5 protein-coding genes are annotated in these 12,627 nt (G+C 62.9%); 2 read left to right on the top strand and 3 right to left on the bottom strand.

The window, feature by feature from the left end; all coding sequences use genetic code 11:
* Window positions 1-3 precede the first annotated feature (3 nt).
* Together bcor_RS01650 and bcor_RS01645 are read left to right on the top strand one after the other, a co-directional pair.
* On the top strand, window positions 4-1,344 hold the full coding sequence (locus tag bcor_RS01650; RefSeq protein WP_158332619.1) for a DUF58 domain-containing protein: 1,341 nt from the start codon (window positions 4-6) through the stop codon (window positions 1,342-1,344).
* Window positions 1,341-3,758 carry a transglutaminase TgpA family protein gene (locus tag bcor_RS01645; RefSeq protein WP_051875593.1) on the top strand — a complete coding sequence of 806 codons (2,418 nt, stop codon included), beginning with the start codon at window positions 1,341-1,343 and terminating at the stop codon, window positions 3,756-3,758. The genes bcor_RS01650 and bcor_RS01645 overlap by 4 nt, the downstream gene beginning before the upstream one ends.
* A 134-nt stretch (window positions 3,759-3,892) precedes the next feature.
* Here the strand turns inward: bcor_RS01645 and bcor_RS01640 are convergent, their stop codons facing one another.
* The 3 genes from bcor_RS01640 to bcor_RS01630 all read right to left on the bottom strand — a co-directional run bounded on the left by bcor_RS01640 (window position 3,893) and on the right by bcor_RS01630 (window position 12,619).
* The gene (locus tag bcor_RS01640; RefSeq protein WP_033498654.1) at window positions 3,893-8,020 is read right to left on the bottom strand and encodes a DNA-directed RNA polymerase subunit beta'; all 4,128 of its coding nucleotides are present in this window, start codon (window positions 8,018-8,020) and stop codon (window positions 3,893-3,895) included.
* Window positions 8,021-8,134: 114 nt separating this feature from the next.
* Window positions 8,135-11,701 carry a DNA-directed RNA polymerase subunit beta gene (rpoB, locus tag bcor_RS01635; RefSeq protein WP_033491582.1) on the bottom strand — a complete coding sequence of 1,189 codons (3,567 nt, stop codon included), beginning with the start codon at window positions 11,699-11,701 and terminating at the stop codon, window positions 8,135-8,137.
* 243 nt (window positions 11,702-11,944) lie between these two features.
* Window positions 11,945-12,619, bottom strand: a complete 675-nt coding sequence (locus tag bcor_RS01630; protein ID WP_051875592.1) for a hypothetical protein — start codon at window positions 12,617-12,619, stop codon at window positions 11,945-11,947.
* Between the last annotated feature and the right edge of the window lie 8 nt (window positions 12,620-12,627).

Below are 12,627 nucleotides of genomic sequence, written 5' to 3'. Positions count from 1 at the left end.
GGCATGACTGCAATGAGCTCCGACAAGACCTCACGACCAACCTCAGGGACCGTACGTGAACCGACCGCCCATGCCTTATGGTGCCGGGTCCTCTCCATGGTGACACCACTCGGGTGGGGACTGGCCCTGGTCGCGGTCATTGCCGGTCTCGGTCTGGCCCTGACCGGCTGGGCCGAACTCCTGGCCCTTGCCCTGTCCAGCCTGGCCCTGATTGCCGCAGGGATGGTCATGAGCATGGGGAATCTGGGATACAAGGCGGAAGTCGACCTGAACAGGACCCATCTGAGTGTGGGCCAGGAGTCGGAACTCTCCATCATCCTGACCAACCCCGGCAAGCAATCCACCCGCAGCGGCAGAGTCGGCATCCTGGTCGGGGCCGAACCCTCCCACCTGCCGGTACCGGCGCTATCGCCCGGACAGTCCGCCCACCTGCACCTGAATCTCCAGGCCCTGCACCGCGGCGCCATATCCTTGGGCCCCGTCACCGTGGAGGCAGGCGACCCCTTCGGGGTGATTCGCCGACGGAGGGTTCTGACCGCCGGAAACCAGGTTTATGTCCACCCGAGAACGATTGACCTTGATTCCATCACTGCCGGACTGCAACGGGACCTGGAAGGGCAGACGACTTCGGGAACCGTCGACGACGATATGGAGTTCCATGCTCTACGCCCCTATGAGCCCGGAGACGACATCAAACGTGTCCACTGGTTGTCCACGGCCAAGACCGGTTCCATGATGGTCCGCCAGTATGAGCCCACACTCCGCACGGATACCGTCCTCTGGATGGATACGGACCCGACCTCATATTCCACCGCCGAGGAATTCGAACTGGCCGTCAGCATCTTCGCATCCCTGGGAGCGCGCTGCCTCCTTGACGACCGCGCGCTGGCCGCCATGATTCCCGCCGGCCAGACCGGCAACCATGCCGGATCGAACAGGGACGGGCAGATGAGCAACCGGAGAGTCCGCTTATCGCAAAACCGACCGACACGTGACGCAGACCTTCTTCGCACGGATACGCCCCGTGCCTTCCTTGATGCCTGCAGCCTCATCCTCCCTGTCCAGAAGCCCACCGAGGGAAGTGTCCGTCAAACCTCGGCCTCCTGGCTCAACATGATGGAATCCCATATCCCCGACGCTTCTTTGGTCCTGCTGGTGAGCGGCTCCCGTCCGGACCAGACGGATATAGAGACCATGGCAGCAGGTCTCCCCAAGTCCATCCGATCCATGGTTCTGACCGCAGCACAAGGAGAACGACCAACCATCCAGCGGCTGGGCACACTGACCCGGGCGCGGTTGGGCACCCTGGGAGACCTACCTCAGCTGTTGAGGATCCTCTCATGAAGACCGCTTCGACCTGGCAACCCCAGACACCCCCCTCCCCCATCCGCGTACTGGGAGGCGAGCAGACCGCACCTGTAGGCGCCGTGAATCGGGTGCGGGGTCTACTTTGCGCCCTGACCCTGGTACCACTCAACCTTCTGGCGGCCATCCAACTCCTCCCCGTGTACGCGGACCTCAAAGGATGGCTGCTGGTGGGACTCGTCTCCGGCATGACCGGAGCCCTGATCGCCCTGATCCGCTCCAGCCGTGCCTTCAGGCCATACCTCCAGGTTGGTCTGCTGCTTGTGTCCCAGTTCATCCTGGGCCCCATCATCACGCTTAATGGCACCACCCTCATCCATGTGCTTCCGACCAGCCAAACCCTGGCGGACGGATTCGCTTCCACGTTCGGCTCCTTCAAAGCCTTGATTTCGATTGACCCGCCACTGGGCTGGGAGGCGGGCGGATTCATGGCCTTGTGGACCCTGCTCCTGTGGACCTCCTTCCTGGCCGTCTTCCTGGAGGAACTACACCCCCTTGGACAGGAGGTACGCTCTGACGGCGGTATCGATCCCAGCCCTCTCCTGTCCGTCCTGCCGATACTCGTCACCATGGGTGTATCGGCCCTCCTGGGAACCAGCCACGGTTGGCACCCCGGGCCTGCGGGGTACTGCCAGTGGATCCTGGTTCTTCTCTGGGCGTCCTGGCGCCTGGGCCTGCTTCAGCCCGGCAGGGTCATCGCCAAGTCACTGGTCCTGGCCCTGACCTTGGCCATTACCCTGGCCGGTGCCCTTCTGGTCCCTCTCGACCGGCTGGCGCTGCGAGACCGGTACCGGCCTCCGATTGACCCCTACCAGTTCACCAGCCCACTGAGTGATTACAGGTCCTACATCAAGGACCATAAGGACGACACCCTGGTAACCGTTCACGACCTCCCGGCCGGCACCCCGGTCCGGATGGCCGTCATGGACAGGTACGACGGTAAGGTCTGGAACCTCTCCGACAGCACCATACCCGGGCAGTCCTCCGATTACCGACGCATCGGCAGTACCATCGCCCCCGACCCTGATGACGGAAACGATACCGGCGGAACGGAGGGGACAAGCTTCGAGGCCACCTTCACCATCCATCGGGATTTCGGTCACGCCTGGGTGCCCATGGCCGGGCAGCCAAGCTCAATCAACCCCGAAGGCAGATTGAGCAGGAACGACCTCTATTACAACAAGGCCACCGAGTCCGCCATCACCACCGCCCCACTAGGTGCCGATACCACCTATACGGTTCAGGGCACCACGAAGGCCAGACCCAGCCGGGATGCCATCAAGAACAGCCAGGCAGGGATGGCCTCAGTTCCCCCCGTCTCGGACCCTCCGGATTCCCTATCGAAGGTGGCGGCCCTGGTGACCTCCGTCCAGAGCCAACCCGGTGCCAAGGCCCTGTCAATCGAGGCCAGACTCCGCCAGGAAGGCTGGTTCTCCCACGGGTTGGAAGGCGATTATCCCTCCCCCTCCGGCCACGGGGACTACCGGATCGACCAGCTCCTCCAGGCCCAGGCCATGGTCGGAGACAGCGAACAATACGCCTCCGCCATGGCCCTTCTCGCCAGGCAGATGGGACTCCCCTCCCGGGTCGTACTGGGGTTCATACCCAAGGACAAGCAGGGAGACATCAGCAAGGACCGCACCCATCAGGACGCCAGCGGCGGCACCACGGTGGACTTCAAGGGAGGGGATGCCGAAGCCTGGGTGGAAATCAACCTGGCGGGGTTGGGATGGGTACCCTTCTATCCCACACCTCAGGAGACCAGGACACCGGACAGGAACCTGAACCTCACCCCTCCCAACCCCAAGACCTTGGTCAGGCAACCGCCGCCCCCACTGGTCGATCCTCCCAGGGATGACCAGGGCGCCAAGAGCAGGGCCCATATCGGCGGTCAGGATGCCGACAAGGAAGCCAGCCCCTCCTTCTGGGCCAGATACGGAGCACTGATCGGGAAGATTCTTGCCTATTCCTCGCCCCTCTGGATACTGACCCTGCTGGTCCTGTCCATCCTGGCACTCAAGGCATGGCTTCTGAATCGGGCCAGGACCGGAGGATCGCCCAAGGAGCGAATCGAGCGGGGATGGAAGCAAATCAACAGCCTGGCCCGGCAATCGGGTCTCAGACTCAAGGGAACCAGAAGGGAACAGGCCAGAGCCATCAACCAGGACCTCCTTGGGCTCCACGAGCCCTTAATCGTTGAACCCGCTGGTGAAGACGACCTGTATCGGCTCTGCGCCATGGCCGACGGGGCAAGCTTCGACAATCACCTGGTATCGGTCGAGGAAGCCGTCGAATACTGGAACCTGGTGGACCAGGTCCGGCGGTCCATTCTGGAGGGCCTCCCCCGCTTCAGACGTTGGAAAGCGCGATTATCCCTGCGCCACATTCTCTGAGCCTGGTTGACTCGCGGTCTGTGCGCGCATGAGGCCACCCGGATATACGAAGAAGGGCCCCCGTCCGGTTTCGCACCGGACGGGGGCCCTTCTTCGTATCGAGTCCTGTACGGAACTCGAATCAACTCATCGAATCACTGATCGGAATCCTGGTCCGAGGAGGAGAAGGTGGCTTCGGTTCCCTGGTCTCCTGCCGCATCCTGGCCATCGGTCTGACCGATGCCGGACTCGTCCAAGGACTGGCCGATGATGTCACCATGCCCGGAGCCCAGGTGGCTCTGGCCACCATGGTCGTTCAGGAAGTCATCCGGGTTGAAGTCGTCACCCAGCTTCAGGTCCCCGAAGTCGATGTTGGAGAAGTCCACATCGTTCAGGTCGGCGTCGCTCAGATCCACATCGTCGCCACCCAGCCCGAAGTTCGGGTAGATGGTGTCGCGGATGGCCTTGTCGGGCTCCACGGTGGCGTTGTGGTACCGTGCCAGGCCGGTGCCTGCCGGGATCAGCTTGCCGATGATCACGTTCTCCTTCAGCCCCTTCAGGTCGTCGACCTTCTGGCTCAGGGCGGCCTCGGTGAGGACGCGCGTCGTCTCCTGGAAGGAGGCGGCGGAGAGCCAGGAATCGGTGGCCAGGGAGGCCTTGGTGATGCCCATCAGCTCGGGACGGCCGGCAGCAGGCTTGCCACCTGCCTTGACGGCCTTCATGTTGGCGGACTTGAACCTGGACTGGTCGACCAGCTCGCCGGGCAGCAGGTCGGTATCACCGGAGTCGATGACCGTCACGCGGCGGAGCATCTGGTGAACGATGACCTCGATGTGCTTGTCGTGGATATCCACGCCCTGGGAGCGGTAGACCGTGTGGACCTCGTTGACGATGTTCACCTGGGCCGCACGCGGTCCGAGGATGCGCAGAATCTTCTTGGGATCCACGGAGCCCTCGATCAGCTGGGTGCCCGCCTCGACGTGCTGCCCGTCCTTGACCAACATGGGTGCACGCCTGGTGACCGGGTAGGTCAGGGCCTCGACGGAGGAATCGTCGGGGGTCAGCGTCACCTGGCGGCCACGGTCGGTGTCCTCCACCTTGACGGTGCCGGGGAACTCCGCAATCGGGGCCTCACCCTTGGGGGTACGGGCCTCGAAGAGCTCGGTGACACGGGGCAGACCCTGGGTGATATCGGAGGCCGATGCCACACCACCGGAGTGGAAGGAACGCAGGGTCAGCTGGGTACCGGGTTCGCCGATGGACTGGGCGGCCACGATACCGACGGCCTCGCCGACGTCCACCAGCTTGTTGGTGGCCAGGGACCAGCCGTAGCACTTGGCGCACACTCCGCGTGTGGACTCGCAGGTCAGGACCGAACGGGCCTTGACCTCCTCAACACCGTGGGCGACCATGTCGCGCAGGGCATCCATGGAGAGGGCGTCGCCGCGCTTGTAGAGCACGGTCTTGCCATCCGCGGGGTCGATCACATCGTCGGCCAGGAGGCGGGAGTAAGGACCACCGTCGGCGGCCTTGACCAGCACCAGGTTGCCCTGGTCGTCGCGCTCGGCCACCTTCATGGCCAGACCACGCTTGGTGCCGCAGTCCTCCTCGCGCACAATCACGTCCTGGGAGACGTCGACCAGACGACGGGTCAGGTAGCCCGACTCAGCCGTACGAAGTGCCGTATCCGCCAGACCCTTGCGTGCACCGTGCTGGGAGATGAAGTACTCCAGCACCGAGAGGCCGTCGCGGTAGTTGGACTTGACCGGTCGGGGGATGATCTCGCCCTTGGGGTTGGCCACCAGGCCTCGCATACCGGCGATCTGACGAATCTGCATCCAGTTTCCACGTGCCCCGGACTGCACCATGATGTTCACGTTGTTGCCCGGTGTGAAGTGCTCCTGCATGGCATCCGCCACCTTGTCGGTGCACTCGGTCCAGAGGTTGATCAGCTCCTGGCGGCGCTCCTCGTCGGTCAGCAGACCCATGTCGTACTGGGAGTTGACCTTGGCGGTCTGACGCTGGTAGTCATCGACGATGTCGGTACGCTCCGGGGGCACCACGATGTCCGAGAAGGCCATGGTCACGCCGGACCACTGGGCCCTGGTGAAGCCCAGATCCTTCAGGGCATCCAGGGTTGCTGCCACCTGGGCGGTGGAGTACCTGGTTGCGATGTCATCGACGATGCCTGCCAGCTTGCCCTTGGCCACCTGCTCGTTGATGTAGGGGTAGTCCACGGGCAGGGTCTCATTGAACAGGACACGTCCGTAGTTGGTGGCGAAGAGCTTGGAACCGTCCTTGAAGACCTCTTCCTTGACCACATCGGGGCTGCCGGGCTCGGGGTCGACGACCTTGAGCTCGCCGGGCTCCCAATCCTTGGGCATGACGAAGTCCTCGGGCACGCGGAGCAGGATCTTGGCCTGCATGTCGATCTCACCCAGGTCGAGGGCCATACGGGCCTCGGCCAGGCTGGAGAAGATTCGACCCTGACCCTTGGCCCCCTCAATGGCGGACGTCAGGTAGTACAGACCCAGAATCATGTCCTGGGAGGGCATGGTGACCGTGTGTCCGTCAGCGGGCTTGAGGATGTTGTCTGAGGCCAGCATGAGCGAACGTGCCTCGGCCTGGGCCTCTGCCGACAGGGGCAGGTGGACCGCCATCTGGTCGCCGTCGAAGTCGGCGTTGAAGGCCGCGCAGGCCAGCGGGGGCAGGTGGATGGCCTTGCCCTCGACCAGGATGGGCTCGAATGCCTGGATGCCCAGACGGTGCAGCGTAGGTGCACGGTTGAGCAGAACGGGATGTTCGGCGATGACCTCTTCCAGGACGCCCCAGACCTCGGCATCGCCGCGGTCGACCAGACGCTTGGCGCTCTTCATGTTCTGCGCATAGTTCAGATCCACCAGGCGCTTGATCACGAAGGGCTTGAAGAGCTCCAGGGCCATGGGCTTGGGCAGACCGCACTGGTGCATACGCAGGGAGGGGCCGACCACAATCACGGAACGACCGGAGTAATCCACACGCTTACCCAGCAGGTTCTGACGGAAGCGTCCCTGCTTGCCCTTGAGCATATCTGCCAGGGACTTGAGAGGACGGTTGGATGCACCGGTGACCGGACGTCCTCGACGACCGTTGTCGAAGAGGGAGTCAACGGCCTCCTGGAGCATGCGCTTCTCGTTGTTGAGCATGATCTCGGGGGCGCCCAGTTCGATCAGCCTCTTCAACCTGTTGTTACGGTTGATCACACGACGATAGAGGTCGTTCAGATCGGAGGTGGCGAAACGGCCACCGTCCAACTGCACCATGGGGCGCAGGTCGGGAGGAATGACCGGGATGACATCCAGAACCATGGCTTCGGGCTTGTTGCCGGTGTTCAGGAAGGCGGAGACCACCTTGAGCCGCTTGAGGGCCCTGGCCTTGCGCTGGCCTGAACCGGTGTCGATCTCGTTGCGCAGCTCCTTGGCCGCGGCCTCCAGGTCGAAGTCCTGCAGGCGCTTCTTGATGGCCTCGGCTCCCATGCAACCGTCGAAGTAGTCACCGTAGCGGTCCTGCATCTCACGCCACAGGTCCACGTCGCCTTCCATATCGCCAGGCTTGAGGGCCTTGAAGCGGTCGAAGACGGCGGAGATCCGCTGAATCTGGTCGTCATACCGCTTGCGGATGGAGGTCATGTCGCGCTCTGCACCATTACGCAGGCGGGACTTCAGGGAACCCTTGGCCTCGTCGGACTTCTCCAGTTCGGCCAGATCCTCTTCCAGCTTCTTGGCGCGCTTGTCGATCTCGAGGTCGCGCTTCTGCTCCAGACGGCTCACCTCGGTATCGAACTCGTCCTGAAGGTCGGGCATGTCGTTGTGACGCTGCTCCTCATCCACACTGGTGACCATGTAGGCCGCGAAGTAGATGACCTTCTCCAGGTCCTTGGGCGCGATGTCCAGGAGGTATCCCAGTCGGGAGGGCACACCCTTGAAGAACCAGATGTGGGTGACGGGGGCGGCCAATTCGATGTGGCCCATGCGTTCACGGCGAACGCGCGAACGGGTTACCTCGACACCGCATCGCTCGCAGACGATTCCCTTGAACCGCACGCGCTTGTACTTGCCGCAGGCGCACTCCCAGTCGCGTGTGGGTCCGAAGATCTGCTCGCCGAACAGGCCGTCCTTCTCGGGCTTCAAGGTACGGTAATTGATGGTCTCGGGCTTCTTGACCTCGCCATAGCTCCAACCGCGGATGTCGTCGGCGGTGGCCAGTCCGATTCTCAGTTTGTCAAATGCATTGACGTCCAGCACTCTATGTCCTGTCTCTGATCTTGTAACTGCTCTGAAGTTTCCGTCTTGGTCAGGTCCCCTGGTGGCCGGTGTCGTCCAGGCACCGGCCTGAGGGGATCATGTGGACACGCAGACTCAGCGATACTCCGGTTCGGGAGTGGACTGGTCGGCCTTGGCCGCTGCGTCGGGCCGGGCTCCGATGTTGAAGCCCAGGTCGTTGGATGCGGCGTTGGGGTCGTCGTCCTCGTCCTTCATCTCGATGACGTTGCCTTCGGCGTTGAGCACCTCCACGTTCAGGGAGAGCGACTGCATCTCCTTGAGGAGCACCTTGAAGGACTCCGGGATGCCTGCCGCCGGGAGGTTCTCGCCACGCACGATGGCACCATAGGCCCGCACACGACCATCCACGTCGTCGGACTTGGTGGTCATCATCTCGTGCAGGGTGTAGGCGGCACCGTAGGCCTCCAGGGCCCAGACCTCCATCTCGCCGAAGCGCTGGCCGCCGAACTGGGCCTTACCGCCCAGGGGCTGCTGGGTGATCATGGAGTAGGGGCCGGTGGACCGGGCGTGGATCTTGTCGTCCACCAGGTGGTGGAGCTTGAGCATGTACATGTAGCCCACGGAAATCGGCTTAGTGAAGGGCTCACCGGTGCGGCCGTCGTAGAGCACGGCCTTGCCGTCGTCGCCTACCAGGCGCTCACCGTCACGGTTGGGCAGGGTGGTCTTGAGCAGGCCGTTCAGGGCGTCCTGCCGCACACCGTCGAAGACCGGGGTGGCCACGGCGGTACCGGCCTCGCCCTTTTCGGCTCCGGCCGGGATGTGCTTCTTCCACTCGGCCTCCAGGTCCGGATCCAGGCTGATGTCCCAGCCGGAATGGGCGATCCATCCCAGGTGGAGCTCCAGGACCTGTCCCAGGTTCATTCGGGAGGGCACGCCCAGGGGGTTGAGCATGATGTCAACGGGGGTGCCGTCGGCCATGAAGGGCATATCCTCTTCCGGCATGATCCGGGAGATGACGCCCTTGTTGCCGTGACGACCCGACAGCTTGTCGCCCTGGGTGATCTTACGGTGCTGGGCGATGTAGACCCTGATCATCCGGTTGACGCCGTTGGGCAGCTCGTCGCCGTCCTCTTCGGCATCCTCGCGGGTGATCTCCTTGACCTCGATGACCGTGCCGGTCTCGCCGTGGGGAACCCTGAGGCTGGTGTCACGCACCTCGCGGCTCTTCTCGCCGAAGATGGCGCGCAGGAGTCGCTCCTCGGGGGTCAGCTCGGTCTCGCCCTTGGGGGTGACCTTGCCGACCAGGATATCGCCGGCCTCAACCTCGGCACCGATACGGATGATGCCTCGCTCGTCAAGGTTGGCCACTGCATCCTCGCCGACGTTGGGCAGGTCGCGGGTGATCTCCTCGGCACCAAGCTTGGTCTCGCGGGCGTCGGTCTCATACTCCTCGATATGGATGGAGCTCAGGGTGTCGTCCTGGACCAGACGCTGGGAGATGATGACGGCGTCCTCATAGTTGTAGCCGTTCCAAGGCATGAAGGCCACCAGGAGGTTCTTGCCCAGTGCCATCTCGCCCTTCTCGGTGGCGGGACCATCGGCCAGGACGGTACCGGCTTCAACCCTCTCCCCGTCCTTGATCAGCGGGACCTGGTTGTAGCAGGTGGTCTGGTTGGACCTCTGGAACTTGGCCAGCTTGTAGGAGGACTGGGTGCCGTCGTCATTCATGACGCGGATCATGTCGGCGGAGACGTAGGTGACCACGCCCGGCTTCTCGGCCAGGATGACGTCACCGGAATCGATGGCGGACCGCCACTCGGAACCGGTACCGACCAGAGGCCGCTCGGACTTGACCAGGGGGACGGCCTGACGCTGCATGTTGGTGCCCATCAGCGCTCGGTGGCCCTCGTCGTGCTCCAGGAAGGGAATCAGGGAGGCGCCCACGGAAACCATCTGCCTGGGCGAGACATCCATCAGGTCGACCTCGGAAATCGGCACATCCTTGGCCTCGGCCTCGGCGTCACGCACCAGGGCTTCGTCCTCGACGAAGTGACCGGTGTCGTCAATCTCCTGGTTGGCCTGGGCGATGGTGTGCTCGGCCTCCTGGTCTGCGGTCATGTAGACCACCTCGTCGGTCACCTGACCGTCCACAACCTTGCGGTAGGGGGTCTCGATGAAGCCGAAGGGGTTGACCCGGGCGAAGGTCGCCAGGGATCCGATCAGACCGATGTTCGGGCCTTCGGGAGACTCGATGGGGCACATACGTCCGTAGTGGGACGGGTGCACATCGCGCACCTCCATGGAGGCACGGTCACGGGAGAGGCCGCCGGGGCCCAGGGCCGAGAGACGACGCTTGTTGGTCACGCCTGCCAGGGGATTGTTCTGATCCATGAACTGGCTCAGCTGGGAGGTTCCGAAGAACTCCTTGATGGTGGCGTTGACCGGACGGATGTTGATCAGGGACTGGGGGGTGATGGCCTCGGCGTCCTGGGTCGTCATCCTTTCCCTGACAACGCGCTCCATACGGCTCAGGCCGGTGCGGAGCTGGTTCTGAATCAGCTCGCCAACCTGACGGATGCGGCGGTTGCCGAAGTGGTCGATGTCGTCCACATCGACTCGAAGCTCGATCTCTTTGCCGTCCCTGGTTCCGGGGAAGGTCTGATCACCCGAGTGGAGGGTCACCAGGTACTTCAGGGTGGCGATGATGTCCTCGGGGTGGAGGCTGCGGTCGTTGAAGTCGGCTTCCAGACCCAGCTTCCGGTTGATCTTGTAGCGACCGACGCGGGCCAGGTCGTAGCGCTTGGTATTGAAGTAGAAGGAATCCAGCAGGTTCCGGCCGGCCTCGGCAGAGGCGGTGTCGGCGGGGCGGATCTTCCTGTACAGATCGGTCAGGGCCTCGTCCTGGGTCTCGATGGTCTCCTTCTCCAGGGCATCAAGGACCAGCGGGTAGCCCTTGAAGGCCTTCCGGATCTGCGGCTTGGTCATGCCGATGGCCATGAGGAAGACGATGGCGGACTGCTTACGCTTGCGGTCCACCCGCACGCCCAGCACATCACGCTTGTCGATTTCGAACTCCAGCCAGGCTCCGCGGCTGGGGATGATCTTGGCTCCGAAGATCTCCTTGTCGGAGGTGCGGTCCGGGGTCCGGTCGAAGTAGACGCCCGGGGAACGAACCAGCTGGGAGACGATGACGCGCTCGGACCCACCGATGATGAAGGTGCCGTGGGGGGTCTGGAGGGGGAAGTCGCCCATGAATACGGTCTGGGACTTGATCTCGCCCGTGTCGCCATTCTCGAATTCGGCGTTCACATAGAGGGGTGCCGAATAGGTGTAGTCCTTTTCCTTGCACTCCTGGACGGTGTGGCGGGGCTCCTCGAAGTAGGGATCCGAGAAGGTCAGGCTCATGGTCTGAGCAAAGTTCTCGATGGGGGAGATCTCCTGGAAGACCTCATCCAGTCCGGAAACCGTGGGGACGGTATGGGTCCCGTTGGCCGCGTCCTCTTCGACCTGCTTCTTCCAGCGCTCATTGCCGACCAGCCAGTCGAAGCTGTCGGTCTGGACACCCAGCAGGTAGGGCACCTCGATGGGTTCGCGGATGGAACCGAAATTCACACGGTCCGAAGCCTTGTGCAGCCCGATCTGATCCTCATCAGCGCGTGCGTATGTTGTGGTGGTACTTCTTGCAGCTTTATTGGCAGCCAAAATGGACTTTCCTTATCGCTCGCTGTACTCGATAATTCCTCATATCCGGGGAGACACCGAACGGCCGCCATATGCCTATTCGCGGGCATCTCCTTGATGATGTATGCCCGCTATATGACACACCTCATGCAAAGAGTCAACTATACAGGGGATAAGGCCTTGACACAAGCGGCGTGTCGGCCATTTTGACCGTTCACCTGCGACCCGGGCCAGCGCACTCATGACCGGCCACCGGGAGGCGGCTCACTGGACCAGGACAGGAACCACCTGGGACTTTACTTTGTCGTTGGATTTGAGGACCAGCTGGGCCGAGTAGGAACCGGCATCGACCCTGGGCAGGTTATCGTCGGGCTGGCACTGTTCCTGGCTGGCATCGGCGTTCCAGGTGATGGTCTGCACATCCTTGTCGCCTGTGGCCATCAGGAGGGAGCGTGTCTTGGACGGGCAGGAATCCGACCTCCAGATGTTCTGCTCCCCGCTCGTGATGACGAGGACCCTACCACTGTCGGACGCGTCAATCAGACAGGATCCGGTCCCCTTGTACTGAACGGCTGCGGTGAAGTCGATGGAACCGCCAACCCCGGTGGTCGGGTCGGGCGCGCTCAGGTCCAAGGTGATATCGTCCGGGCCGCACTTTTTGACACCCGAAGTCTGGTTTGCCGCACGCTGCTTTTCCGCAGCCTTCTTGCCGTCTGATTCCTTCCTTGAGGCCTTCCCGTCCTTGGCCTTACTCCCCTCCTGGGAGGTGGTGGTCTTGTCGCCCTGGGTCGACCCCTCCCGGAGTGCGTGGATACCTGCGCCGATGCCCCAGATGATTCCCGCACAGGCAAGCAGGAAGAGCAGGGCCAGGATGAGGGCGATAATCCTGCGTCGCCTGTATATGCGCCGCTGCTTCTTGCTGATTTTCCGTTTGGCCATGTTGATAA

Origin of the sequence: Bifidobacterium coryneforme, from assembly GCF_000737865.1 — a bacterium.
Classification (GTDB): domain Bacteria; phylum Actinomycetota; class Actinomycetes; order Actinomycetales; family Bifidobacteriaceae; genus Bombiscardovia; species Bombiscardovia coryneformis.
Note: the sequence above shows the minus strand (reverse complement) of the source record. Positions and strands in the feature narration are given on the sequence as shown.

Coding starts and splice junctions, on each gene's coding strand:
- bcor_RS01650 (WP_158332619.1), top strand. CDS start 4: ATGACTGCAATGAGCTCCGACAAGACCTCACGACCAACCTCAGGGACC.
- bcor_RS01645 (WP_051875593.1), top strand. CDS start 1,341: ATGAAGACCGCTTCGACCTGGCAACCCCAGACACCCCCCTCCCCCATC.
- bcor_RS01630 (WP_051875592.1), bottom strand. CDS start 12,619: ATGGCCAAACGGAAAATCAGCAAGAAGCAGCGGCGCATATACAGGCGA.